Source organism: Pseudohalioglobus sediminis, assembly GCF_008370495.1.
In the GTDB taxonomy this organism is placed as follows: Bacteria; Pseudomonadota; Gammaproteobacteria; order Pseudomonadales; family Halieaceae; genus Halioglobus.
In genome coordinates this window covers 135,149-161,514 of record NZ_VTUX01000008.1, presented here as the reverse complement: position 1 = coordinate 161,514, position 26,366 = coordinate 135,149, and the positions used below count along the sequence as shown (strand labels likewise).

Here is a 26,366-nt window from a genome sequence, read left to right as displayed (position 1 = left end):
CTTTACTCCTGCTCACGCTGGCCGTGGCGCGATAGCGTCACGGCCTTTTTCATTTTCGGGGTGGTGATCGCCCGGCTCTCGCGATAGCCCTTGCAAGGTCTGGGGGTGCCAGCGAGCTCCGCAATCCCCGGCATCGCGGCTGTGTCCGCTCCTGCGGGGGGTGGGTAACAGGCAGTGCTACCGGTCGTGAGCGCTGTCGCGTGCGGCAATCCCTGCTACAGTACTGCCATCCCCAGCGGAGTCACACTATGCGTATTTTCAGCCTGTTGGCGCTAACTGCCCTGATAACGGTAGCCTGCACCCAGGAGCCGCCGCCCCGGCCCATGGTGGAGGTGGTGGTGGACCGCGTGGTGCTGGAGCCTTACCAGCCCAAGAGCGAATATGTCGGCCGCCTGCAGGCGCGGGATGATGTGGCCATTCAGGCCCGGGTCTCGGGTTACCTGGTCAGCCGTGACTTCCGCGAGGGCCAGATGATCGAGGAGGGTGATGTGTTGTACCGCATCGATGCCTCCGAGTACGACGCCGCCCTGTCCAAGGCCAAGGCCGACCTGGCGGCGGCACAGGCCAACCAGGCCAACGCGGTGCGCAACTACAAGCGCGGGCAGGACCTGCTGCCCAGGGGCGCGATTTCCGAATCGGAGATGGACGACCTCACCGCCAAGAAACTGGACGCGGATGCGCGCATCGAAGCGGCCTGGGCACAGCTGAAAAGCGCCGAGGTCAACCTGAGCTATACCACCATTATCGCGCCGATCAGCGGGCGCATCGGGCGCAGCGCTGCCAGTGTCGGCGACCTCGTTGGCCCCAATACCGGTGTGCTGACCACCCTGGTCAGTATCGACCCGATCGAGGCCCTGTTCACGGTCAGTGAGGCGGCCTACATTGCGGCCATCAAGTCACGTATGACCAGTGACCGTGACGCCAGTGCCCTGCGCGATGTGGAAGTCACCCTGGAGCTGACCAACGGCGTGCTGTATCCCGAGGTGGGTCGCATCGACTATTTTTCCAACCGGGTGGACCAGGAGACCGGCACACTGGAGGCGCGCGCCGCGATCCCCAATCCGCATTCGCTGCTGGTGCCCGGCCAGTATGTCAAAGTGATCCTGCAGGATACCAACCTGCTGGAGGGCTTGTTCGTGCCGCAGGCTGCGGTGCAGGCGGATCAACAGGGCAGCTTCGTACTGGTGGTGGACAGTAACTCCGCCGTGCAGCGACGCAACGTGGAACTGGGCGATCGTATCGACTTCATGGTGATGGTGTTGAAGGGCGTGGAGGAGGGCGAACGGATCATCGTCCGCGGCCTGCAGCAGGTGCGACCCGGTATGACGGTGACCGTGCGGGAGATGCCGGGCGAGCAGGAAAGCTAGATGTTCAGCGCGCTATTCATTAACCGACCCAAGTTTGCGATGGTGGTGGCCATCGTCCTCACCCTGGTGGGCGGGCTCGCCATCTACAGTCTGCCGGTAAATGAATACCCGGCCATTTCACCGCCCAACATCGTGGTCTCCGGGGTCTATCCGGGGGCCAGCGCGGAGGTGGTGGAGGCCACGGTGGGCACGCCCATCGAGGACGCGGTGAACGGTGTGGAGGGCATGATCTACATGTCCTCGAAAAGCGCCAATGATGGCAGCTATGTGCTCACCGTGACGTTTGCAGTCGGGTCAGATCCCGACATGGCCCTGGTGCGCGTGCAGAACCGGGTCAAACTGGCGGAGCCGTCGCTGCCCGCGGAAGTGACGGCAATGGGCCTGAACATCTCCGAGCGCTCGCCGGACATCCTCAAGATCATCAGTTTTACCTCGCCCGATGATTCCCTCGACTACAAGTTCATTTCCAACTACGTCAAGATCAATGTCCAGGGGGCTATCGCGCGACTGGACGGCATCTCTTCTGCCGACATTCTTGGCGAGGCGGCCTATTCCATGCGCCTGTGGCTGGACCCTGACAAGATGGCCAGCCTTGGCCTGTCGGTAATGGACATCCACAGCGCGCTGCGCGAGCAGAATGTGCAGGTGGCGGCGGGCAAGATAGGCGCACCGCCCTTTGACGGCAACCTGCAGACGGAATACACCCTGCAGACCAAGGGTCGCCTGCAGAACGTGGACGAGTTCGAGCAGATTGTGCTCAGGGCCCGGGACGACGGCTCGGCTATCTACCTGCGCGATGTCGCACGCGTCGAACTGGGCCAGTCTGACTACAATTTCTACGGCGAGACCAACGGCAAGCCCGCGGTCAACCTCGCCCTCTACCAGATGGCCGACGCGAACTCACTGGCAGTCGGGGAGGACGTGGATGCGCTGGTTGCCCAGATGTCCGGCGGCTTCCCCGAGGGGCTGGACTACGTCATCGGTTACGACACCACCCGCTATGTTGCCACCGCGGTGCGCCAGGTGGTGGTGTCACTGTTCCAGGCCGTGGCCCTGGTGGTGATTGTGACGTTCATTTTCCTCGGTAACTGGCGCGCTGCCCTGGTGCCCACCGTGGCCATCCCGGTGTCACTGATCGCCACGTTTGCGGTGCTGATGGCGGCGGGTATGACCATCAACACAGTGACCCTGTTTGGCCTCATCCTGGCCATCGGCATCGTGGTTGACGACGCCATCCTGGTGATTGAGAACTGCGACCGCCACCTGCGAGAGGACCCGGACCTGACGCCCCGGGAGGCGGCCCTGCTGACCATGAACGAGGTGGGCGGCGCGATTATCGCCACCACGCTGGTGTTGCTCGCCGTGTTCATACCGGTGGCCATGCTGCCGGGTATTACCGGGGTGATGTATCGCCAGTTCGCGGTGACGATCTGCGTGGCAGTGTGCTTCTCTTCCCTCAATGCGCTGACCCTGAGCCCGGCGCTGTGCAGCCTGCTGTTGCAGCCCGGCGAGCAGAAGGAAGCGGGCTGGTACCGGCGTTTCCTGCAGGGCTTCGCCCGGTTGACAGCCGCCTACGACACCGGCGTACAGTGGGTACTGCGCTCCCTGCGCCTGATCGTACTGATTTTCCTGGCCTGGATGGGGGCATTACTGTTTGCCTTTATCAACACCCCGACCGGTTTTGTGCCCGACGAGGACAAGGGCGCGATGCTGGTGAACATACAGTTGCCGGACGCGTCCTCCATCAACCGCACCAAGGCGGCGATGGATAAACTGTCCGCCCTGATTGCACAGGACCCGGCGGTGGAAACGGTGACCTCCATCACCGGGTTCTCCGTGCTGACCGGTGCCATGGCGAGTAACGCCGGCACGGTATTCGTGGTGCTCAAGCACTGGGATGAACGCGAAGAGCAGGAGCAACTGGTGTTCAACGTTGCCCGTCGCGTCAATGGCCAGGCCTTCATGCAGATTCCCGAAGCCAGTGTTTTTGCCATTTCCCCGCCGGCGGTGCCGGGCATGGGTGCAGTGGGCGGCCTGGAGATGATGCTGCAGGACACCCTGTCGCGGCCGCCGTCCGAGCTGGCTTCTGCACTGAACAACCTGATCGTAGAGGCCAATCAGCATCCCGACCTGCAAGGGGTGTTCAGTACCTACCGGGCCAACGTGCCGCAGTATTTTGTCGACATCAACCGGCTCAAGGCCAAGAACCTCGGGGTCGAGCTGGACGAGATCTTCATGACCTTGCAGGCGCAAATGGGCTCCCTGTATATCAACGACTTCAACAAGTTCGGGCAGACCTACCGGGTGGTGATGCAGGCTTCAGCGCCTTATCGTGCCGACCTCTCAGACCTGGATCATTTCTATGTGAAGTCCTCCTCCGGCAATATGATTCCCCTCAGCACACTGGTTTCCACCCGGCCCATACTCGGTCCGGATGTGTCCCTGCGCTACAACCTGTATCGCGCCGCGTCGGTGCGCGGGTCGACCGCCGAGGGCGTGAGTACGGGCAAGGCCATGAAGTCCTTCGAGGACCTGGCTGAGCGGGTACTGCCCGGCGGCTATACCTTCGAGTGGACCGGTATGGCCTACCAGGAGAAAGAGGCCGGCCAGACCGCCATATTCGCTTATGCGCTGGCCCTGATATTCGTCTACCTGTTCCTGGTGGCCCAGTACGAGAGCTGGACTATTCCCGCCGCCATTATCCTGGTGGTGCCGATGGCCATCGGTGGCGCCATCGCGGCACTGCTGCTGACCGGTACCGCATTGAACCTGTACGCCCAGATCGGCATCGTGCTGCTCATCGGCATGGCGGCGAAGACGGCGATCCTGATCGTGGAATTTGCCCGCCAGCGACGGGAGCAGCAGGGCGAGGACATCCTGGTGGCAGCGCGCGAGGCGGCCAGGTTGCGCTTTCGCGCCGTGTGCATGACCGCCATTTCCTTCATTCTCGGTATCCTGCCGCTGGTGCTGGCCAGCGGTGCCGGCGCCTTTGGCCAGCGCTCCCTCGGCCTGACCGTGCTGGGCGGGATGCTGGCAGCGCTGCTGGTGGGAGTATTCTTCGTGCCCGGTTTCTACGCCATCGTGCAGACGCTGAGGGAGAAGGTGAAGGGCGGCATCAGCGGCCGGGGCGGCACGCAAGCGAATGCAGCGGCAGCGCCAGTTACCGAGGGTTGATACTGGCGCCCTAGGCGAACAGGTTTTTCAGCCCCGCCAGGGTCTCCTTGGCGCGGTCGTCTGCGGCCTCGGGGCTTGCGGCCTCGGCGCCCTGCCAGCTGAGGTCGTCGGCGGGTAATTCCTCGAGGAAGCGACTGGGTTCGCAGTTGATGGTTTCCCCGAACTGCCGGCGCTTCGCGGCCATGGTCATGGCCAGTGTCTGCTGGGCGCGGGTGATGCCAACGTAGGCCAGGCGACGCTCTTCCTCGATGTTGCCGTCCTCCACGCTGGCGCGGTGTGGCAGCAGGTTTTCTTCCATGCCAATGATATAGACGTGCGGGAATTCCAGGCCCTTGGAGGCATGCAGTGTCATCAGCTGTACGTTGTCCGGGCTGGCGTCCTCCTCTTCCTGCTGTTCCATCAGGTCGCGCAGCACCAGCCGGGAAATGGCCTCGTCCAGGGCCACGCCCTCATCCGTCATCACCTTGTGCAGGCTGTCCACCAGGAAATGCACGTTAGCCATGCGGCGTTCGGCCACGTCTTCACTGGAGCTCAGCTGGTTGAGCCAGGCCTCGTACTCCATCTCGCGAATCATCTGGCGCACGGCGGCGATGCCGCCGCCTCCTTCGACCTGGCGGCGAATGCGGTCCAGCCACAGCCGAAACTCGCGCAGCCGCCGCAGGCTGGCCTCTGGCAGCCCCTCGCCGCCGATGCGGCCGATGGCCTGTGACAGGCTGCAGTGCTGGGCATTGGCAAAGTTGCCCAGTGACTCAAGCGTCGAGGCGCCGAGCTTGCGACGGGGTACATTGGCGATGCGCAGGAAGGCGTTGTCGTCGTTCTCGTTCACCAGCAGGCGCAGGTAGGCCATGATGTCCTTGACCTCGTTGCGCGCAAAAAAGGAGGTGCCGCCGGAGAGGTGGTAGGGCACCTGTTGCTGTTGCAGCGCGACTTCCATCAACCGGGACTGGTGATTGCCGCGGTAGAGAATGGCGTAGTCACCGAAACGGGTGCGCTTGCGCAGCTTGTGGTCGATGATTTCCGCCACCACCTGTTCCGCCTCGTGGTTTTCGTCGGCGCAGCGAATGACCCGCAACGGGTCGCCGTAACCCAGTTCGCTCCACAACTGCTTTTCGAACACGTGGTCGTTGTTGGCGATCAGGGTATTGGCCGCCTTGAGGATGCGTGAGGTGGAGCGGTAGTTCTGCTCCAGCTTGACCAGTTTGAGACCGGGAAAATCCTCCTGCAACTGCGCCAGGTTTTCCGGGCGCGCCCCGCGCCAGGCGTAGATGGACTGGTCGTCGTCGCCAACCACGGTGAGTGCGCCGCGCACGCCAACCAGCTGCTTGACCAGCAGGTACTGGCTGGAGTTGGTGTCCTGGTACTCGTCTACCAGCAGGTAGTGAATCTGGTTCTGCCACTTTTCCAGCACGTCCGGGTGCTGCTCGAATACCACCGTGGGCAGCAGGATCAGGTCGTCGAAGTCGAGTGCGTTGTAGGCCTTGAGCGCGCGCTGGTAGCGCCGGTAGGCCTGGGCGCAGAGCATCTGCGCCGGCCCGCTGGCCCTGGCGATGGCTTCCTCGGGCAGCAGGCGGTCGTTTTTCCAGTTGGAAATCTGGTGCTGGATAGTCTGCGCCTGGTCGCCGTCGGAGCCGTGCTCCTGGATCAGCAGGTCCTTGATCAGTGCCTGGCTGTCCTGCCCGTCAAAGATGGAAAAACCGTTCTTGAGGCCCAGCAGCTTGCGCTCGTTGCGGATGATTTTCAGCCCCAGCTGGTGGAAGGTGCTCACAGTGAGCCCCTCTGCCGCGTTGCTCTTCAGCAGCTTGCCCACGCGTTCTTTCATTTCCCGCGCGGCCTTGTTGGTAAAGGTCACCGCGGCGATGCGACTGGCGCGCACGCCACACTGGTCGACGAGGTAGGCAATCTTGCGGGTGATAACGCTGGTCTTACCCGAACCGGCGCCGGCAAGCACCAGCAGGGGGCCGTCGATGTAGCGCACAGCTTCGCGCTGGCGGGGGTTTAGCTGACTCACTGGGTACAGGATTTCTGGAAGATACCACGGGATACGCAGTCTACCAGAGTCTCCGGGTTTTGACGTTGTAGGAGCGGCCGCAGCCGCGATTTTTCCTGCCGGCGCACTACATTCGCGGCTGTAGCCGCTCCTACGGGGGTTCGGGTGCTGAGCTGTTGTGTTGTAGGAGCGGCCGCAGCCGCGATTTTCCCTGCCGGCGCACTACACTTCGTGGCTTTAGCCGCTCCTACGGGGATTCGGGTGCAGAGCTGTTGTGTTGTAGGAGCGGCCACAGCCGCGATTTTCCCTGTCGCTGCACTAGATTCGCGGCTGTAGCCGCTCCTACGGGGGTTCGGGTGCTGAGCTGTTGTGTTGTAGGAGCGGCCGCAGCCGCGATTTTCCCTGCCGGCGCACTACACTTCGCGGCTTTAGCCGCTCCTAAGGATTTGTCGGTGGCTTTGTGGTGCTGACCTGCAGCTGTGGCAGCGCCAGGCTGACGTTCTCTTCGCCGGCAAAGGCATCGCGCAGCGCGCGCCACAGTGCATCGCGGGTGCTGAACCAGTCGGCGTTTTCCACCCAGGCGAAGGCAAACAGGCTGGCGCGCTCTCCGCTGATGCCGGTCACGAAAACCGCCGGCGGCGGTTCCGCCAGCACCTTTTCGTTCGCGGCCATGATCTCCAGCAGCAGGCTACGGGCTCGCTCGACGTCATCACCGGGCTGAATGTCCACGTTCAGTTCCACCCTGCGCTGCGGCACAGTGCTGAAATTCCGGATCGGCGACGCCATGACCACGGCAGTGGGGATGAACACGGTCTGCCCGTCAAAGGTACGAATCACGACCTGGTAGGCGGTAATGGCCTCCACGATGCCGATGACATCCTTTACCTGCACCATGTTGCCGGGAATGAAAGGCACCCGGGGCAGAAACGGCACAATAAAGAAGAAAATGACCGCGATCACCAGCACCAGGAGTATTGCCGGCCCCGCCAGGCCCTCTACGGGCAGGCCGATGCGCTGGGCCGCCAGCAGGATGGTCACCACCAGCACCATCGCATAGATGGCGCCAAAGAACACTTTCATGGCCCGCGCGTATTTGCCACCCGGTTTGACGATCGAGCTGGCGATGCGGTAGAGCAGCAGCACGGCGATCATGCCGCCCACGATGACGGCCAGGCCCGCAACGATCAGTTCACCGTAGCCGGCCAGTTGTCCGACGATTGCCTTGAGTTCCTGCATGCAGTTTCTTCTCGCCTCCTGAAAAGATGGCCCTGTGCATTTCTGGCAAAAGCTTAGCACGAAAAATGCTGCGGACCCGCTGTGCTGGCAGAAACTGTCAGTGCGTGCTGGCCGAAAATTACAGTGTGTTGGCGGGCGCAGTTTAACTCTGCATACGAGGTTTCTGTATTGTCCGGCCCGGCTTGAGAGGGCGCTGGCTTCGCGTATGTTGTCGGCAGCTGCAAACGACACCCAAAGAGGTAACGCATGAGTAACGACGCCTATATCTACGATGCCATCCGCACGCCGCGGGGCAAGGGCAAGCCGGGCGGTGGGCTCTACGAGGTCAAGCCTGTCGACCTGGTCACCAACCTGCTGGAAGCAATGAAGTCACGTCACGACCTGGATACCACGCAGGTAGAGGACTTTGTTTGCGCTACCGGGGAGCCTGTCAACGAGCAGGGGCAGGACATTGCCAAGACGGCGCTGGTGTATTCCAGTTGGGACGACGTGACCGTGGGTGCCCAGTTGCATCGCTATTGTGCCGGCGGCCTTGATGCGGTCAATACCGTGGCCATGAAGATCATGTCCGGGATGGAATCCATGGGTATTGCCGGGGGCGTGGAGAGCATGTCGCGCCTCGGCATCGGCGCTTCTGGCGCCGCGGCTGGCGATGCCTGGGTGGCCATGAAGAGCTACGGTATCTCCCAGGGCCTGGCGGCGGACTTGATGGCCGGTCTGGACGGATTCACCCGCGACGACGTGGACCGCTACGCCTGCGAATCCCAGCGCCGGGCGGCCCATGCGCGTGATCATGGCTACTTTGCGCGCTCACTGGTCCCGGTCCGGGATCTCAACGGGGTGACGGTGCTGGACCACGACGAATTGATCCGGCCTACCGACATGGCGGGGCTGTCCCGACTGAAGCCTTCTTTTACCATGTTCAATGATTTCGGCCACGGGGAATTTCTCAAGTTCAAGTACCCGCAGGTGGAAAAGGTAGAGTGCATTCATACGCCGGGCAATTCCTCCGGTGTGGTGGATGGTGCGTCACTGGTGCTACTGGGTAATGAGCAGGCCGGGCGTGACCAGGGCCTGACCCCGCGTGCGCGCATTCGCGCCTGCGCCGTGACCGGTGCCGAACCGACCATCATGCTCGCCGGGCCCGCGCCGGCCTCGGAAAAGGCGCTCAAGCTTGCAGGTATGAGCCGCGATGACATCGACCTGTTCGAGCTGAACGAGGCCTTCGCCTCGGTGGTATTGCGTTACCAGCGCCTGCTGGAGATTCCCGACGATCGCATCAACGTCAATGGCGGCGCCATTGCCATGGGGCATCCTATCGGCGCTACCGGGGCCATCGTGCTGGGTACGCTGCTGGATGAGCTCGAACGACGCGACCTGAATACCGGCCTGGTCACCCTGTGCGCCGGCGGCGGCATTGGCATCGCCACCATCATTGAACGCGTGTAACGCCCTCAGTATTGGAGTTGAGTTGAGATGAGCTACATCAGACTGGAAAAAGATGCCGATGGCATCGTTGAACTGATCTTCGACCAGGAGGGCAAGGCAGTCAACGTTATGGGCGATGAGTACGCCGAGGCCATGCCCAGGGCGCTGGATGAACTGGAGGCCATGCGCGACGAGATCAAGGGCGTTTACGTGCGCTCGGGCAAGCCCGGACAGTTTTTTGCCGGCGGCGATATCAGCGCCATGCTGGAGATGGACCTGGATCCGCCCGCGGAGGAGCGCCAGCGCATGTTCGACGGCATCCTCGAGGCCAAGGCGCCGCTGGCCCGCCTGGAGCAACTGGGTGTGCCGGTGGCAGTGGGAATCAATGGTCCTGCCCTGGGCGGTGGCTACGAGATTGCCCTGGCCTGTCACTACCGCATTGCCCTGGACAGCCCGAAAGTCAAAATCGGCCTGCCCGAAGCCATGCTCGGACTGATGCCCGGCGCCGGTGGTGTGGTGCGTATGGTGCGCATGCTGGGCATGCAGGAAGCGCTCACGCTGATCTCCCAAGGCAAGCAGCTGGTGGCGGCGAAAGCACTGGAGAAGGGCCTGGTACATGAGCTGGCGGCAGACGAGGATGCCATGGCGGCGAAGGCCAAGGAATGGCTACTGGCGAATCCCGAGGCGGCGCAGCCCTGGGAGCAACCGGGATACAGCATTCCGGGCGGCGGCCCCGAGGATGCCGCCACCCAGGGGCTGACCTACTTTGGCCCGGTGAACGTGATGAACCAGACCCGGGGCAACATGACCGCGCCGCAGGTGATCATCGCCGCGGTGATTGACACGGCCCGGGTGGATTATGACACCGCCCACCGGGTGGAAGCGCGTTACTTCCAGCGCCTGCTGCTGGACCAGGTATCGCGCAATATGATGACCACGTTCTTCGTGCAGATGAACAAGCTGGATGCCGGCGCCTCGCGGCCGCAGGGCATCGACAAGACGGAGGTGCGCAAGTTGGGAATACTCGGTGCCGGCGTCATGGGAGCCGGCATCGCCTTCGCCGCCGCCAAGGTGGGTATCGAGGTGGTACTCAAGGACATCAACCAGGAAAACGCAGACAAGGGCAAGGCCTACGCTGCAAGCGCCTGTGAAAAAAACCGGCGTATCGACGCGGCGCAGGCAGAGAAACTGCTGGCGCGCATCCACCCCACGGCGGATGTGAATGACCTCGCCGGCTGTGACCTGGTGATCGAGGCGGTATTCGAGAATCGCGAGGTCAAGGCGGCGGTCACGCGCGAAACGGAAGCGGTGCTCGGTGACAGCGCTATATTCGCCAGCAACACCTCGGCCCTGCCCATCACGGAGCTGGCCCAGGCCTCATCCCGGCCGCAGAACTTCATCGGCATGCACTTTTTCGCGCCGGCCGAACGCATGCCGCTGGTGGAGATTATCACCGGTGAGCAGACCTCGCCCGAGTCCCTGGCCTGGGCCTTTGACCTGGCGCAGAAACTGGGCAAGAAACCCATCGTGGTGAAAGATGCCCCGGGCTTCTTTACCACCCGGGTGATCGGGGAAACCATTACCCAGGGGCAGCGCATGCTGGCCGAGGGCGTGAATCCGGCGCTGATAGAGAATGGCGCCGCCTTCAACGGCTCGCCCATGGGGCCGCTGGAGACGCTGGATACCATTTCCCTGGAAACCGCCTACCACGGTGCGCAACAGCGCCAGGCGGATGCCGAGGCAGCCGGTAAGGAGTGGGCGCCAAGCGCGGAAGCGGAGGTTATTCGCTATATGGTGGAAGAGGCCGGGCGCACCGGTCAGGCCAAGGGCGCCGGCTTCTACGACTACGATGAAAACGGCAAGAAGCTGACTACCTGGGCCGGCCTGAAGCAGAAGTTCGCGGCTGATGGTTACACCGATATTCCCTACCAGGATGTGAAAGACCGGCTGCTGTTCTCACAGGTGCTGGAAGCCATACGCATCATGGAGGAAGGTACCCTGACCTCGGTTGCCGACGGCAATATCGGCTCGATCATGGGTATCGGTTTTCCGCCGCACACCGGTGGTGTTTACCAGTGCGTCAACGCCTATGGCGTGCAGGCCTTCGCCGACCGCGCCAGGGAGCTGGCCCGCGACTACGGGGAAGCGTTCGAGCCACCGCAACTGCTGCTGGCTATGGCGCGTGAGGGCCGTGCCTTCGAATAAACCGCCGGCGCAGGGCCGGCGGGCCGCTGCCGGCAACAGGACCGCCTCCGGGAAAGGGCCCGGAGGTGAGGTCCGGCCTGGCTTTTTCAGATAGAATAGGCGCCCCATACTGCTGAGAAGGTTTGACCATTCCCATGACCCTGCTGGTCATTTACCTGATAATCGCCATCGGCGTATCCTTCATGTGTTCGATCCTCGAGGCCGTGCTGTTGTCGGTAACCCCGGGGTTCGTCGAAAGCCAGATCAAGAGCAAGCCGCGCCGGGCCCAGGTCCTGAAAGCGGTACGCGATGACCTGGACCAGTCCATATCCAGCATCCTGATCCTGAATACGTTTGCCCATACCATGGGCGCTGCAGGGGTCGGTGCGCAGGCCTTGCGGGTCTTTGGCGCCCAGTATGAAACGCTGGTGGCATTTGTGCTGACGTTGGCCATCCTCTATTTTTCCGAGATTATCCCCAAGACCCTTGGCGCTACCTTCTGGAAGCAGCTGGCCTTGCCGTCGGCCTTCGTGATTCGGGTGCTGGTGAAGTTGCTGTTCCCCTTTGTCTGGTTGTCCGCGCTGATCACACGCTCCTTCGCCAAGGGCGAGGCCAGCAGCATCAGTCGCGAGGAGTTGGCTGCGCTGGCGCGCCTCGGGCGCAAGGAAGGGGCGCTGGGCCCGCAGGAGAGTGAACTGCTGGAAAACATCCTGTTGCTGCGCGAAACCACTACTGGTGAAATTCTCACGCCACGCACGGTGGTCACGGCACTGGATGGCTCGCTGAGCCTGGCCGCGGCGCTGGAGGAACTGGGCGAGTCGCCGTTCACGCGTATACCTGTCTTCGAGGGCGACATAGACAATGTCATTGGCCTGGTACTGCGCACGCGTATGTTCGCCGAGGAGCACGAGGGCAAGGAAGACGAGCCCCTGCGCGAGTTCGTGCTGCCAATTTTCCGCGTGCGCGAAGAGCTCCCCGTGCTGCAGTTGCTGGACCGCTTTCTCAAGCGCCGCGAGCACCTGTTCCTGGTGGAGGATGAGTACGGCCAGACCGCCGGCATCGTCACTCTCGAAGATGCGGTGGAGACGCTGCTTGGTCGCGAAATCATGGACGAGAGCGATACCGTTGAGGATATGCAGCAGCTCGCACGCAGCCGCTATCGCGGGCGCCTGCGCGACAGCCAATAGCGTCTGTGACGGGTCGCCTGGTGTAAGAGTTGCCTTGCGGCATTGAAAAACTTACACCGCGACGGCGCCGGCACATTCACGCGCGGCACCGCTGCCAGCGCGCTATTCCCTTTTCAGGAAGCCCGAGAACTGGAAGATCAGGAAGCCCACGATAGATAATACCAGGGCAATTTCGTAGCGCGAGTAGGCGACGGAGATGCCGATAGCCCCGGTCATCCAGATACCCGCGGCGGTGGCCGTGCCGGAGGCGCCCGCGTCAGTCTTGATGATCGAGCCGCCGCCAATAAAACCCATGCCCGTGATGATGCCGTACATCACGCGCGCTTCCGCATCGGACCCCTGGTACACGCTCATGCCCACCAGCATGAACGCACAGGAAGCAATGGCGACCAGTGGGAAGGTGCGCAGCCCCGCGCCCCTGGCGCTGTGCTCGCGGTTGAGGGCGATGGGCAGGGCGAGGGCAAAGGTGATGCCCAGCAGAAACAGGTGGCGCAGTATCTGCGTGGTGTCGAGTGTGATCTCCGGCATGGCTCTCTATCCTCTTTCGCGGCTGCGATCAGGCGGCTGCCGACGCGTCCCCTGCGTCGGCCTCTGCACTCAACTTGCGCGCACCGTCGCGAACGTCTGCGCTGGCGTCAGCGGGTGATGCCTCGCTGACCAGGTGTATGGTCTGGGTGGGGAAGGCGAAGTCCACGCCCATCTCCTCGAAGCGTTGGTGGATGGCCAGGTTGATCGCCTGCTGTACGTCCATGTAGTAGTTGTAGTCGGCTTTCAGAACGAAGTAAACGGTCTCGAAGTCCAGGGAAAAATCGCCATAGGCCTGGAAGTGAGAACGGTCGAAGCGCACCTCCTCCTGCGCTTCGATCACCTCGCGAATCACCTCCGGAATGCGCTTCAGGGCGTCGCGCGGCGTGCTGTAGGTCACGCCCAGCTTGAATACAACACGGCGTTCGTACATGCGCCCGTAGTTGCGCACGCGGCTGGACAGCAGGTCGGTGTTGGAGAAAACCAGTTGCTCGCCGGACAGGCTGCGCAGCCGCGTGGTTTTCAGGCCGATGTTTTCGACCGTGCCAAGCAGGTCATCAATGATCAGGAAATCGCCCACGGCAAAGGGTTTGTCCAAAGCGATGGACAGGGAGGCGAACAGGTCGCCCAGGATGTTCTGTACCGCCAGCGCGACGGCGATACCGCCCACGCCAAGGCCGGCCACCAGCGCAGTGACGTTGATGCCGATATTGTCCAGCACCAGCAGCAACACCACTGCCCACAGCGCCACACGGGCAACAAACCCGAGCGCGTTGACCACCGCAACATTGCCCGGGTCCTCGTCACGGCGCCAGGCGCGGTCTCGCTGCAACCAGTCCACCAGCAGGCGGTTAAGCCAGAGACCGATCTGCAGAAACAGGGTGATGGTCACCACGGTGGTCAGCATCGAGCGCAGCCCCGGCCGCAGTTCCAGGTGCAGGCTACCGAGGTAGAGAGCCACGATCGCCAGCGCCAGCAGTCGCGTGCTGGTCAGCATCTCGGCGACGGCGTCGTCCCATTCCGTGGCCGTGCGTTGCGCCAGTATTTTCATGCGCGCCGGCACTACCCGGCGCAGGAACATCAACAGCAGAAAGGCGCCTCCGGCCAGAGCCAGCGCCACCAGCCAGTCATACAGGGTATTGTTGGCGAGCACATGCTGCAGCCACTTGCCCAGTTGCTCGATAATCTCAGACATCTGTTCCCAACCTCCTTAAGTGATGAGTCAGTACTTGGGGGAGGGAAGAAGCAGGTTCTGTGCCAGCTGTGTCGGCACCGGCGCCAGGGACTGGCGTTAGCGCGCCTCGATTACCTTGAGCCAGGGCTCGAGCAGGTGCAGCCGCGACAGGATCAGCTTGATACAGACCAGCAGGGGCACGGCGATGAGCACACCGGCGGCGCCCCACAACCATCCCCACAGCATCAGCCAGATCATGGTGAAAAGGGGGTTGATGGCAACGGTGCGCCCCAGGGCCACCGGGGTAACCAACTGTGATTCCAGCGTGTTGATGGCAAAGTAGACCGCGGTGGGAACCAGCGCAGCCCAGCCCAGGCCGTATTGGTCAAAGCCCGCCAGGCTGATAGCGATCGCGGCAATCAATGGCCCGACGTAAGGGGCGAAATTGAGCAACGCCACCAGCGTACCCCAGAACAGTGGATCTTCGAAATTCAGCAGCCACAGCGCCAGTGATGTTGCCAGCCCCAGGCCCAGGTTGATGACGGACACGGTAAAAATGTAGCGCGACAACTCGCGCTGGGTGTCGATGACCAGCGCCCGGGCTTCGTCCTTGTTGCGAATCTGGGGCATCGACTCAATGCCGGCGTAATAGATGCCCGGGCCATACACCAGCATGAACAGGACCAGGATCAGCACCGCGAAAAATTGCGCCAGGAAAACCGGCATTTCAGCGATGATGTCCAGCATCGCCTGCAAGCCGCGCAAGCCCAGCTGGCGCGAGATCTCCTGGTTGGCAGCCTCTGTGCTGGCTTTTTCCTGTTCTTCTGCATCGCTGAACCAGCCAAACAGGCGCGACAGCGCGGAGGCTTCTTCCTCTGCGGGTACAGCCGCTTCCTCGGGGCCGGACACCAGCGCCTCGGTCAGGCTTTCCAGTTGCTGGTTTACCTTGCGGGTGAGTTCGGGCGCACGGTCAAGCCAGCGCTCAGCGGGCTCCGCCAGCTGCATACCCAGCAAGGTGAAGGGCACGCCGATAGCCGCGAGCAGGATCACCCCCGACACCGCCCTGGGCACGTAGTACTGACGCAGGAAATGTACCGCCGGATGCAACGGCAGGGCCAGCATGGCGGCCAGGACCAGGGGAATGAGCAGCGACGAGGCGAAATAGCAGGTGTACAGCAGGGCCAGCACTGCAAGTACCAGCAGAGCGTTCCTGGCCAGGCCGTCCTGCCCGCTGTCGTTGTTCTGTTTTGCGCTCACACCCGGCCTCGCTTGCCCGTCTCAAGGCCGCACATGTTCGCGCATGGCCGGCCGCGTGTACAGGCCGCCGCGCCGACCCATAACCCTGCGAAGCCCCGGGACATGCCTTTACTGACAGCGGCAACGCCAGTGCGCCGTTCAGGGTGTCCGGTAGCCAAGGGCTTCGCTGAGATGTGCGCAGGTCACGGTGGCGTGCGCTGCCATATCGGCTATGCTGCGCGCCACGCGAAGGGTGCGATGCAGGGCTCGCCCGGATAATTGCATACGCCGGGCGGCGTCTTCCAGCAGGGTGCGTTCGGCTCTGCCCAGCTGGCAGGCGTTCAGCAGTTGCTCGCTCTGTAAGGCCGCATTGGTGCACTGCTGGCGGGCGAGCTGTCGCTCGCGGCACTGGATGACCCTGGCGCGCACCGCCGCAGAGGGTTCACCGCCAGCGCCCGGCTGCAACAGCAGCCCCGGTGACTGGCGAGGTACGGCAATGTGCAGGTCGATGCGATCCAGCAGCGGCCCCGAGATGCGGCCGGCATAGCGTTGCACCTGTTCCGGGGTGCAGCGGCAGGGCCGCTCAGGGTCGCCGAGGTAGCCGCACGGACAGGGATTCATGGCTGCCACCAGCTGGAAGCTTGCCGGGTAGCTCAGCTTGTGCGCGGCGCGGGAAAGCGTTACCCGGCCCGATTCCAGCGGTTCACGCAGCACCTCGCGACACGGGCGGCTGAATTCGGGCAGTTCATCCAGGAACAGTACGCCGCCGTGGGCGAGGGATGCCTCCCCCGGGCGTGGATGCCGGCCGCCGCCGATCAACGCCGCGGCGCTGGCGCTGTGATGTGGCGCGCGAAACGGGCGCAGCCGCGCACCCCGGGCCGCATCTTCGTCGCCGTGGAAGTCGCGCAGGGCGAGTGCTACCAGGGCCTCCTCCTCTGATAGCGGCGGCAGTATGCCGGGCAGGCGGCTTGCCAGCAGGGTTTTGCCGGTTCCCGGTGGGCCGCTGAGCAGCAGGTTGTGGGCTCCGCAGGCAGCGATTTCCAGTGCCCGGCGCGCGCTCAACTGGCCCACCACGTCGCACAGGTCAGGGCAGGAGTCGGATTCCTGCGGTGCGCTGGCGCGGTGTGGACTGATGACCTCGGCGCCGTTGATATGGGCGCAAAGTGAGAGCAGGTCCGGCGCCGCGATGATGCGGGCGCCAGGAACCTGGCCGGCATTGCCTGCGCAGCTGTCGGGTACCACCAGGGTGTGCTCGCAGGCCGTGGCGGCCAGTGCCGCGCAGACCACGCCGGGAACTGCACACAGGCTGCCGTCCAGGGCCAGTTCACCGAGGTATTCGTGTAGTGTTTGCAGCTGGTCCTGCAACTGCCCGGAGGCGAGCAGAATGCCGAGTGCAATCGGCAGGTCGAAACGGCCGCCTTCCTTGGGCAGGTCGGCGGGGGCGAGGTTGATAGTGATGCGCCGGTCGGGGAACTCGAAGTGGGAATTGATAATGGCGCTGCGCACGCGCTCCTTGCTCTCGCGCACTGCTGTTTCCGGCAACCCGACGATATTGAAGGCGGGCAAGCCGTTAGACAGGTGGGCCTCCACGCGCACCGGGGGTGCCGACAGGCCCGACAGCGCCCTGCTGTGAATAACCGCTAATTCCATCGCTCTTCCTTGAGCAGGCCCGCCGGCTTCCTGCCGGCATGTGGCCGTTATTCAGTTTTCCGTGGACAGGGACTCCAGCTCCCGGGTCAGTTCTTCCAGTTCTGCTTCCAGTGCCACCACACGCTCGCGCGTGCGCCGCAGGATTTCTGACTGGGCATCGAATTCTTCCCTGCTGACCACGTCCAGTCGCGTGAGGGCTGACTGAGCCAGGGCGCGCACGCCTTTGTCCACTTCTCCCTTCAGGGCCGCGCCGCCCACCATCTCGCTCACTTGTTGCATGACTTCCCAGGGGGGAGGGGGTGGTTTGATCGGCATAGTCGTGGTCTCGGTTTTATTGCGGGCTCGCCCCGCGATTCTAGTTCATTTGTCGCGGTGAACACAGATCATATGCCGCCGCAGGCAGTGACCATGACAATGCACAGGGAAGGTGCGCACCAGATTAGCGCACCGTATTGGTGCAGCAGGCCCCGTGGCTGCGCTGCCACGGTGCAGCGGGACGGCGCGAGACAGTGCGCGGGGGCGGCATTCAAACGCCAGAATATCCTTTAACCTTCTGAAAAATATAAGAAAAATAATTTGTGGCACACGCTCTGCAATCCCCGCAGTCAGAGATGTATAGCGCGCACAATGTGCCCGAGTAGAGATGACGCATACAGATCTGACACCTAGACACGTCTTTTTTGGAGAGAGAAACATGTTGAAAAAAGTACTTCCCGCCGCGATCGCCGCCTCTGTTCTGGCCGGCGCCACCGCCACCACTGTGCAGGCTGCTGAAATCAGTGCCAACGTTGCCCTGGTAAGTGACTACCGCTTCCGCGGTATCTCCCAGTCGGATGAAGATATCGCGATCCAGGGCGGTTTCGACCTCGCCTTCGATAACGGCATCTACATCGGTACCTGGGGCTCGTCCGTAGACTTCGACAGCGTCGACGGCTTCGACGGTTCCCTGGAACTGGACTACTACATCGGCTGGGGCATGGACGTTGGCGAGAACTCTGCCATCGACGTGGGCTACCTCTACTACGACTATCCCGGAGACGATGGCGACAACGGTGACTACCAGGAAATCTATGGCAGCTTCTCCTGGCATGACCTCACTCTGGGTATGGCCTATTCCGACGACTACTACGGCGGTACCGACAAGTTCTTCTACTACTACGCCGATTACAGCTGGGGCTTCGCCGAGAACTGGTCGCTTGATTTCCACGTTGGCTTCAACGACCTGGATGAGGACGGCGGCTTCCTGTCAGACGGTGAGGACTCCTACACTGATTACTCAGTGGGTCTGACCTGGTCGGTAATGGGCGTGGACCTCGGTGCGACGTATGTCGGCACTACCCTGGATGAAGACGAGGTGTTTGGCACCGATTGGGGTGAAGACACCGTCGTGGTTTCCATCTCCAAGAGCATGTAAGCGCGCTTGATTCTGAATACGGGCACCCCCGGGGTGCCCTGATCCAAACACCAGGAGAGAAACATGAAACTAATCACGGCTGTAGTGAAGCCCTTCAAGCTGGATGACGTGCGCGAAGCGCTGTCGGAGATCGGCGTGCAGGGCATCACGGTGACAGAAGTAAAAGGTTTTGGCCGCCAGAAAGGCCACACCGAGTTGTATCGCGGTGCTGAGTACGTTGTCGACTTCCTGCCCAAGGTCAAGATCGACGTGGCGGTAGCTGACAGCGTGGTCGACCAGACCATCGAGGCCATCACCAAGGCGGCTAACACCGGCAAAATCGGCGACGGCAAGGTTTTTGTCTCACCGCTTGAGCAGGTCGTCCGGATTCGTACCGGAGAGACCGGCGAAGAAGCCATCTAAACCCATTTCCACTGTAAGTAGAGAGTTATTCCCATGGAAAACAATATTTTCGAACTACAGTACGCCCTGGATACGTTCTATTTCCTGGTCTGCGGCGCACTGGTGATGTGGATGGCAGCGGGTTTCGCCATGCTCGAGGCAGGCCTCGTCCGCTCCAAAAACACCACTGAAATCCTTCTCAAGAACGTCGCGTTATATGCGGTGGCCTGCACCATGTACATGGTATGCGGTTACATGATCATGTACGGCGGCGATCTCTTCCTGTCAACGATCACCGGTGACGGCGTTGCCGGCGCTGAAGAGGCGGCAACCTACGCACCTTCCGCTGACTTCTTCTTCCAGGTGGTATTCGTGGCGACAGCGATGTCGATCGTATCCGGTGCCGTGGCCGAGCGCATGAAGCTGTGGGCGTTCCTGGCCTTCGCCGTGGTGATGACCGGCTTCATCTACCCGATGGAAGGCTCCTGGACCTGGGGCGGCAATGCTGTATTCGGCATGTACACACTGGGCGACCTCGGCTTCTCTGACTTCGCGGGATCCGGCATCGTGCACATGGCAGGCGCTGCTGCAGCGCTGGCAGGTGTACTGCTCCTGGGCGCGCGGAAAGGCAAGTACGGCCCCGGTGGCCAGATCAACGCCATACCTGGCGCCAACCTGCCCCTGGCAACACTCGGTACCTTCATCCTGTGGATGGGCTGGTTCGGTTTCAACGGCGGCTCCGTGTTGGCAACTGCCAGCGTCGAGAGCGCCAACGCCGTGGCTATCGTGTTCATGAACACCAACGCAGCGGCTGCCGGCGGCCTGATTGTGGCGCTGATCGTAGCCCGCTTCATGTTCGGCAAGGCTGACCTGACCATGGCACTCAACGGCGCCCTGGCCGGCCTGGTGGCGATCACTGCCGAGCCGTCCACTCCGACTGCCCTGCAGGCGACCCTGTTCGGCGGCATCGGCGGTGCCCTGGTGGTGTTCTCCATCGTCACCCTCGACAAGATGAAAATTGACGACCCCGTCGGTGCGATCTCTGTGCACGGTGTGGTTGGTCTGCTGGGTCTGCTGCTGGTGCCTATCACCAACGGCGAGAACTCCTCCTTCAGCGGCCAGCTGATCGGTGCAGCCACTATCTTTGTCTGGGTCTTCGGCACCAGCCTGATCGTCTGGGGCATCCTCAAGGCAGTCATCGGCATCCGCGTCAGCGAAGAAGACGAATACCAGGGTGTGGACGTTTCCGAGTGCGGCATGGAAGCTTACCCCGAATTCGTTGGCAGCAAGGGCAGCGGCATCTAATCCAAACCAGCTTGCGGGCGCATTGTAAGATGCGTGTACTTGGGGGCCTTATGGCCCCCTTTTTTTGCTTGTAAAATAGCCGCCCGTTGCCGCAGTCCCGGGCAGTCGAACGGGCTCGCCTCGGATAGCCAAGCGGCAGTCACGGAAGCCCACATGGCTGTTCCCACCGCTTCAGCACTCGTCCTGGGATTCTGGCCAGGATTGCGAAGGCATAGCCGTTTTCATACTGCTTAAAACCTGTTTAGTTGATCTCGAGCATGGTTCCACCGACCCTTATATTAGGATAATTGAATATATTATTTTATTGCGCTGTGCCGATGACGACGTCAGTTGCAGGGCTGCGCAGGGAGGGTCAGGATGATTGCATGGAAAAAAATGATGTTGGTTGTGGGCAGCGCAGCGCTGGCTGCGTGCCGCGTAGATATTGCGGTGCCGGTCGGGGGCGAGGTGGTAACAGAGTCCGGCCACTACGCCTGCGGCGAGGCGCAATCCTGCACCATTGACGTAGAGGATACGGCGTTTGACGAGACTTTCGTGGCTGTGCCCGGAAGTGGCCAGTTATTTGCGGGCTGGGCCCGCGGTGAGCGCGGCCTGTGTGGAGGCAGTCTTGTTCCCTGCCGCCTGGACGCATCACTGATGGCCGCTCACCCAACCCTGATGCAGTTGTTGGAGTCTGATGCAGTCTTTGACCTGCAGCCGCAGTTTCTGCCCGAGCAGCAGCTGCGGCAGTACCAGCCGGGCGACGTGGTGCGCTTCAGCGGTACCCTGGTTTCCGTCGAAGCCGGCAAGGGCGTGCGGCAGTCTGTCTCGGCGCGGCTGGCGTTCGCAGCATCCGACCGGGTAAGCGACAGGGGGCCGCTGCTCAGTGCCACGCTGACGCTTGCGGATGCCGACGGCGAACCCTTGCAAAGTACGACCCGTTTCTTCACGCAGAGTGACGCGGGTGCCTTGTACCAGTACACAGATCGTTATGGCAATGAACTGTACGACATGGCCGCGGCCGCGAGCGGTCTGCTGGCCATACCTGTTCCGCTGGTCGAATTTGCCAGTATGGAAATACCCTTTGCAGTCATGTGGGGCGGGCATACGTCCGGACCCGTCGCCCTCGGTGATCGCGGCATTAGTGTGGGGCAGGTAACGGAAATCGAATCTGCCTGGGGTACTACAGCGGTCTACCCGGTCAGCATCAACGATGTCTACGCTTACACGACGACCTACGACGTATTCAAGAAGGGGCATGCCGTGACCAGCGATCAAGTGTTGTGGGTCTCCCAGGTCAAGGGTCTGGTCGGGCTTCGAGTCGCGGAAAGTGTCTTCGACGCCAATGACCGGCTCCTGCGCAGTATGACGCTGGAGCTGGACGCGGTGGGCAGCAATTTCTGAGCGGGGGTGAAGCCGTCGTTCAGAGGTCGCGGCTTACCTGCCAAGGATTTCGTCGACTTCCTCCTGGGTCAGGTACTGTGCCCGGTAGCTGCCTTCCCCTTCAATGCGTTCGATGTTGCGCACGAAAGCACGCAGATGGTTTTTCGAGCCTTCGAGCAGTGAGGTATACAGCTTCTGCAGGTCCGCCTTGTCGGTATAGACAAGGCCGCACTCCTCGGCGCTGTTGATGCCATTGGACTGCTCCACGATTTCTCCCGGGCAGTAGCCGATGTCCTTCATGTCCAGCTCTTCGATCAGCGCGCCCACATAGAGTGCATCCAGCAGGCTGCCTGAACCTTTGCCGACCAGTTCCGCGTACTTGGCTGTGAAGTAGGGGCCGTATTCCGCACCGGTATAGACGCCAACGTTGTCATTGGTATTGGGGTCATCGACGCCATACCGCTTCAGCATATCGCAAACGGCACAGGTATGGCGTTGCTCGGAGTCGTCGATGCGGCCGAAGATGCCGGCCCTGGGAAACTTGCTGCCCAGGGTGATGTAGACATCCCGCGCCAGCTTCTCCTCCTCGCGCATGAACACCAGGTGGGTTGTTTCGTTGAAGTCCAGCTGGGCCTGCGGTTTATGGCTCTTCCCCTTTCCCTGGCCCTGGTTATCCGCTGTGGCGGCGAGGGCAGTACCCAGCCAGAGTGGCAGGGTGAGCAGAATAATAAGTGGCTTGAATGTGCGCATGTGGGGCCGTCCTTTGCTGTTCGGTGGGTACGTAAACAGGGCCTGGCGCCAGGCGTTGCCCCTGCTCAAGTGCTCGTGCTGGTTCAGAAAAACAGACTCTCTGCTCGCGGTGCGTTTTACGCGCCAAAATGTGAGCCATGTCAACTTTTTGGTTCGCATCCCGTGCCGAGAGGTAATATATTAGTTAATAATGATATACAAATATAGAGGGAAATTATGCAGAGACGAATTTTTCTTGTTGGCGGCCTGTTTGCCGTCTCCTTGTCGTTGTCAGCCCAGTCGCTGGCGCAGCCATCACCCGGTGTTGAGCAGGCGGCGTCAGGACAGTCGGTTGCCGAGGAGAGGATGACAGAGCAGCAGATGACCGAGCAGCAGGTCAGGAACGAACAACAGCAGCGCCAGCATGAGCCCGCGCAGGAGGGCGCCATGGAGCGTGAGCGGGTCCGTGAAAACGGCCCGGAGCAGGGCGCCGCAGCGGCCAACGAAGAACGTAAGCACGCAGGGCACCGGCAGGGATTGTCGTCACCGGGGCAGGGCACACCGTCAGGAAGCAAGAATAAACCGCAGAAGGCTGGTCGCTAAGGCGGCTCGCCAGACAAGCGGTTATTAACAAGTTGCAGAACAAGCAAGGAAAGCGACTTCACACAAAGGGGAGAAATCCAATATGAAACTACAACGCAAACCCATGGCGAAGGCCATTTCCAGTATCAGCGTCGCCATGGCAATAGCAGCCACAGGCGTATCGGCGCAGACCTACGAGGTTGAACACGTCTTTTCCGTTGATGACCTCCAGGTTGATTTCAGGGGTACCACCTTCGGGCCGGCCGGCACGGCCAGTGATGAAGACGCGATCTGTGGTATTGCTGGCGGGGCAGCCTGTCCGCCGGAGATATCACCGGTAACAGACAAGGAGGGGATTACCCTCTACCCCGTGGACACGGAGTTCGGCTTTGATGTGGTACCGTTCCTCGGTGCCCAGGCCAAGAGCGTCGAGTCGCCTCGCGATTACAAGGAAGGCTTTGTCGGCAACATCGAAGACGGAGGTGATGTCGTGGGTATCAAGGTATCCAATGCCGAAACCGCCACCTATAAGGTCAAGCCGCCACTGGGCACCTGGTGCCAGGGCCTGGGCGGTACCTCGGTGAAGTGTTCTACCGAACATTACACCGTGCTTGAGCATGCCCTGAGCTGCAACGAGGTCATCCCGTATTTCTTCTATGATTTCGATGCCGGCATCCAGTTGATCAACTCGTTCCCTGATGGCAGCGACAGCTTCGATTGTGCGCAAGCGGCCCTGGACGACAACCTGCTGATCATCGATGACGGTGTGCCCGGCGACCGCTTGACCAGCGTGGTGCCTGGGGAGCAAATGGATGCCAATGACAATACCACCGTGCGCTTTGATATTGCCGCCAGCAGCGATTATTCGGTAACCCTGAAAGACGACGGCAAGCCTCTCTACCGCTGGGGTGGCCTGATCAAGCGACCCAATGATGTGCGCCTGTACGCGCGCCTGCCCCTGCCCGATGCCTGGAAAGAGCGTGACGCCGGCGGTGAATTGGTGAACGACTTTGCAGTCACCAGTGCCCTGCTGTATGTGGATCACTGGATCACCAATAACCCGAACGACCAGCTGCGCCCGGAAGACCTCGAAAACGAGGCAGCGACTGGCCGCAAGCCTTCTTACTTCATTGAAGATGGTTACTGGAAGTCCTTGAAGGACTGCTACGAGGGTGACGGCGATTACCTGGATTCCGACGAGGGTTCGCAGGATCCGCAGCCTATTGGGGCCGGCACGATCTTCAAGAATCCGGATTTCGCACTCGACCCGGGCGATGTGCCTGGCTCCGCGCCCACGGACAAGCCCTTTGCTTTCTCCGCCGACCTGGTGGGAGGATTCAGCAACGGCTACTACACCACTATCGATCGTGATCCTTTCGAGTGGTCCTACGTTGACGCCGATGCAACCGACACCTTCGACTTCGTGGGTTCACCGGTACCGCTGAGCGCCGAGGAACTGGAAGCCCGGAACCTGGCCCTGGTGTCCGGGCCCCGTTGGCGCCTGAAGGCCAACAAGTTCGGGCAGGACATCCCGGGCCTTGAAATCCCTGCTATCGAATGCAGTGCCCCGCCCTTCACCAACGCAAACATCCGCTATGAAGTGGGTACACGAGTGACAACTGTCATCAACCTGCTCGACTGGGACGAAGAGGAAGGCCCATCGCCGCTGGCCACCAGCAGGGGTTGGGTAGAGAAGAATGACTACGTGGAAGAAGGCGATAGCCCGGAAGGCACCGTGGTGAGCACCAACGGGCTGCCGATGACCGAAGACTTCGACCTGGCGGTATACATCAAGGGTGATCGCAAGCCGACCGCACTCTATAGTGCCCGACTGGTGATTGACGCCGAAGGTGGTCCGGTTGATCCACCGGAGGACCCGGAAATCGGCCCAGAGGACCTGTCCCTTTCCGACCCGGGTGCGCCCGATGCGGTGAAGGTCGGTGTTGAGCGCACCGTGGAAGTGCTGGTGAACAACAGCGCTGAAATCGCCGCCGTGGATGTCGCCAGTGTGCGCTTCCTCGCGGACGGTGAACTGGTACAGGAAGTCGCGGTCAGGCCGATTGAGCCCGCTTCCAGCCGTCGCGCCAAGTTCAAGTGGACCGCCGATGAGCCGCCGCGGACTATCGAATGGACCATGGAACTGGTGTTTGATGGGGAGGTAATCGACACCGTCACTGATACCACCATCGTGCGTCCCGCCGATTAAGCCTTAGCGGAGTGTGCCAGCGGCCCCCCGGGGCCGCTTTTTTTTGCCCGGAAAACAAGCCTAGCGGCTGGCCTTGCGATAAATCGCCAGGGTCTCCATCGCGCAGCGTTGCCAGGTGAAGTCGGCCGCTTTTTCCAGCCCCGCGCGGGAGCAATCTTCGCGCCACTGGCGGTCATCGATCACGCGCTGGAGCGCACCGGCAAGGGCAGCGGTGTCGTAGGGATCGATCAGCAGCGCCTGCGCACTGGCGACTTCCGGTAGCGAGGAACTTTGTGAGGCGATGACCGGCGTGCCCGAGGCCTGTGCCTCCAGCACCGGCAGGCCGAAGCCTTCATAGAGGCTGGGGTAGATGGCGCAGCGGGCGCCGCTGTAGAGAGCCGGCAGTGCCTGCTGGCTGACAAAACCCAGATGGCGTACGCCCTGGCCGGCACCGTCGGCAATTGCTGCCTGCAACTCCTGGTAGTGCCAACCCAGTTCACCCGCCAGCACCAGGGGGTGGCGCTGACGACAGCGCTTGTCGAGCCGCAGGTAGGCACGGACCAGCCTTTCGATGTTTTTCCTCGGCTCCAGTGTGGACACGCAGAGCAGGTACTCGCCGGATTCCAGGTCGTATGCCTTCAGCTGCGCGGCGATCTCTGGCGCTGTCCTCGGGCGAAATACAGGGTCGACGCCCAGGTGTGTCACCGAAACCTTGTCCGCGGCCACGGCGTAGTGCTCCAGCAGCGCCGCCCGCGTCGAATGGGATACACAGATAACCTGCTTGCTGCGCTCCAGCGCCTCCGGGACCAGGCGTTGCATCCAGTCGACCCGGGCTGCGGGGTGGAAGTCTGGGTACAGGAGGTAGGAAAGGTCGTGCACGGTGACGATGCTGTTACCGTCGTACCGCGGCAGGTGAAAGTTTGGCGAGTGGAACACGGCATCCGCTTTGCGCTGCAGCAGCAAGCCGCATACCCGGGTCGCATAAGCCTGGAACAGTGCCGTCGCGAGGCGTGATTCAGCGAGGCGGGCCCTGAGTGTGCGGCCCCTGGCGGCCTGGCCCTGCTGCTCCGGGGCGCAGGCCTGCTGCGCAATCTGCTGAAGTCGTTCCTGCATCGAGTGAAAGCGCCCGAAGTCGAAGCCCTCCAGGTTGTCAATCTGCTCGCTCGCGATCAGCGCCCGGCAGAGTTCGTAGGTATAGCGTCCCACCCCGGTCAACGGCGTGCGCAGGCAGTCGGTACCGATAATGACCTTCAAGGTCGC

20 protein-coding genes are annotated in these 26,366 nt (G+C 61.9%); 11 read left to right on the top strand and 9 right to left on the bottom strand.

From position 1 onward, the window contains the following. Window positions 1–248 precede the first annotated feature (248 nt). Together F0M18_RS16305 and F0M18_RS16300 are read left to right on the top strand one after the other, a co-directional pair. Entirely contained in the window at window positions 249–1,367 is a 1,119-nt protein-coding gene (locus F0M18_RS16305; protein WP_149612532.1) for an efflux RND transporter periplasmic adaptor subunit, read from the top strand. After that, complete coding sequence (locus F0M18_RS16300) at window positions 1,368–4,541, top strand: efflux RND transporter permease subunit (protein ID WP_149612531.1); 3,174 nt, start codon at window positions 1,368–1,370, stop codon at window positions 4,539–4,541. A gap of 10 nt (window positions 4,542–4,551) precedes the next feature. Here the strand turns inward: F0M18_RS16300 and rep are convergent, their stop codons facing one another. Together rep and F0M18_RS16290 are read right to left on the bottom strand one after the other, a co-directional pair. Next, window positions 4,552–6,549: a DNA helicase Rep gene (gene rep / locus F0M18_RS16295; protein WP_149612530.1), complete on the bottom strand. Its 1,998-nt coding sequence runs from the start codon at window positions 6,547–6,549 to the stop codon at window positions 4,552–4,554. 417 nt (window positions 6,550–6,966) lie between these two features. After that, the gene (locus tag F0M18_RS16290; protein ID WP_149612529.1) at window positions 6,967–7,764 is read right to left on the bottom strand and encodes a mechanosensitive ion channel family protein; all 798 of its coding nucleotides are present in this window, start codon (window positions 7,762–7,764) and stop codon (window positions 6,967–6,969) included. 246 nt (window positions 7,765–8,010) lie between these two features. Between F0M18_RS16290 and F0M18_RS16285 the strand changes: the two genes are divergently transcribed. The 3 genes from F0M18_RS16285 (at window position 8,011) to F0M18_RS16275 (ending at window position 12,563) form a co-directional block, all read left to right on the top strand. Next, window positions 8,011–9,213: an acetyl-CoA C-acetyltransferase gene (locus F0M18_RS16285; protein ID WP_149612528.1), complete on the top strand. Its 1,203-nt coding sequence runs from the start codon at window positions 8,011–8,013 to the stop codon at window positions 9,211–9,213. 27 nt (window positions 9,214–9,240) lie between these two features. Continuing rightward, window positions 9,241–11,397 carry a 3-hydroxyacyl-CoA dehydrogenase NAD-binding domain-containing protein gene (locus F0M18_RS16280; protein WP_149612527.1) on the top strand — a complete coding sequence of 719 codons (2,157 nt, stop codon included), beginning with the start codon at window positions 9,241–9,243 and terminating at the stop codon, window positions 11,395–11,397. A gap of 122 nt (window positions 11,398–11,519) precedes the next feature. Beyond that, entirely contained in the window at window positions 11,520–12,563 is a 1,044-nt protein-coding gene (locus F0M18_RS16275) for a hemolysin family protein (protein WP_262500978.1), read from the top strand. Between the two features lie 102 nt (window positions 12,564–12,665). Here the strand turns inward: F0M18_RS16275 and F0M18_RS16270 are convergent, their stop codons facing one another. The 5 genes from F0M18_RS16270 to F0M18_RS16250 all read right to left on the bottom strand — a co-directional run bounded on the left by F0M18_RS16270 (window position 12,666) and on the right by F0M18_RS16250 (window position 17,427). Next, a complete protein-coding gene (locus tag F0M18_RS16270; protein WP_149612526.1) occupies window positions 12,666–13,091 on the bottom strand; it encodes an MgtC/SapB family protein in 426 nt (141 codons plus the stop codon). Between the two features lie 28 nt (window positions 13,092–13,119). Beyond that, window positions 13,120–14,283: a mechanosensitive ion channel family protein gene (locus F0M18_RS16265; protein WP_149612525.1), complete on the bottom strand. Its 1,164-nt coding sequence runs from the start codon at window positions 14,281–14,283 to the stop codon at window positions 13,120–13,122. A gap of 96 nt (window positions 14,284–14,379) precedes the next feature. After that, window positions 14,380–15,519, bottom strand: coding sequence for an AI-2E family transporter (locus F0M18_RS16260; RefSeq protein ID WP_149612524.1), 1,140 nt, complete (start codon window positions 15,517–15,519; stop codon window positions 14,380–14,382). Between the two features lie 138 nt (window positions 15,520–15,657). Further along, a complete protein-coding gene (locus tag F0M18_RS16255) occupies window positions 15,658–17,148 on the bottom strand; it encodes a YifB family Mg chelatase-like AAA ATPase (RefSeq protein ID WP_149612523.1) in 1,491 nt (496 codons plus the stop codon). A gap of 51 nt (window positions 17,149–17,199) precedes the next feature. Beyond that, window positions 17,200–17,427: an accessory factor UbiK family protein gene (locus F0M18_RS16250; RefSeq protein WP_262500977.1), complete on the bottom strand. Its 228-nt coding sequence runs from the start codon at window positions 17,425–17,427 to the stop codon at window positions 17,200–17,202. Between the two features lie 415 nt (window positions 17,428–17,842). Here F0M18_RS16250 and F0M18_RS16245 point away from each other — a divergent pair, with 415 nt between their 5' ends. The 4 genes from F0M18_RS16245 (at window position 17,843) to F0M18_RS16230 (ending at window position 21,631) form a co-directional block, all read left to right on the top strand. Further along, on the top strand, window positions 17,843–18,562 hold the full coding sequence (locus F0M18_RS16245; protein WP_149612521.1) for a TorF family putative porin: 720 nt from the start codon (window positions 17,843–17,845) through the stop codon (window positions 18,560–18,562). A 63-nt stretch (window positions 18,563–18,625) separates the two neighbouring features. After that, on the top strand, window positions 18,626–18,964 hold the full coding sequence (gene glnK / locus F0M18_RS16240) for a P-II family nitrogen regulator (RefSeq protein ID WP_149612520.1): 339 nt from the start codon (window positions 18,626–18,628) through the stop codon (window positions 18,962–18,964). Window positions 18,965–18,997: 33 nt separating this feature from the next. After that, window positions 18,998–20,248 (top strand): ammonium transporter, encoded by a 1,251-nt coding sequence (locus F0M18_RS16235; RefSeq protein ID WP_149612519.1) that lies wholly within the window; start codon window positions 18,998–19,000, stop codon window positions 20,246–20,248. Window positions 20,249–20,605: 357 nt separating this feature from the next. After that, window positions 20,606–21,631, top strand: a complete 1,026-nt coding sequence (locus F0M18_RS16230) for a hypothetical protein (protein WP_149612518.1) — start codon at window positions 20,606–20,608, stop codon at window positions 21,629–21,631. 33 nt (window positions 21,632–21,664) lie between these two features. Here F0M18_RS16230 and F0M18_RS16225 read toward each other — a convergent pair whose 3' ends face one another. Next, on the bottom strand, window positions 21,665–22,360 hold the full coding sequence (locus tag F0M18_RS16225) for a DUF2202 domain-containing protein (RefSeq protein ID WP_188109765.1): 696 nt from the start codon (window positions 22,358–22,360) through the stop codon (window positions 21,665–21,667). A gap of 216 nt (window positions 22,361–22,576) precedes the next feature. Here F0M18_RS16225 and F0M18_RS16220 point away from each other — a divergent pair, with 216 nt between their 5' ends. Both F0M18_RS16220 and F0M18_RS16215 read left to right on the top strand, forming a co-directional pair. After that, window positions 22,577–22,942, top strand: coding sequence for a hypothetical protein (locus F0M18_RS16220; protein WP_149612516.1), 366 nt, complete (start codon window positions 22,577–22,579; stop codon window positions 22,940–22,942). A gap of 82 nt (window positions 22,943–23,024) precedes the next feature. Beyond that, window positions 23,025–25,127, top strand: a complete 2,103-nt coding sequence (locus F0M18_RS16215) for a CARDB domain-containing protein (RefSeq protein WP_223178002.1) — start codon at window positions 23,025–23,027, stop codon at window positions 25,125–25,127. Between the two features lie 60 nt (window positions 25,128–25,187). Here the strand turns inward: F0M18_RS16215 and F0M18_RS16210 are convergent, their stop codons facing one another. Further along, window positions 25,188–26,360, bottom strand: a complete 1,173-nt coding sequence (locus F0M18_RS16210; protein ID WP_149612515.1) for a glycosyltransferase family 4 protein — start codon at window positions 26,358–26,360, stop codon at window positions 25,188–25,190. Window positions 26,361–26,366: the final 6 nt, after the last annotated feature.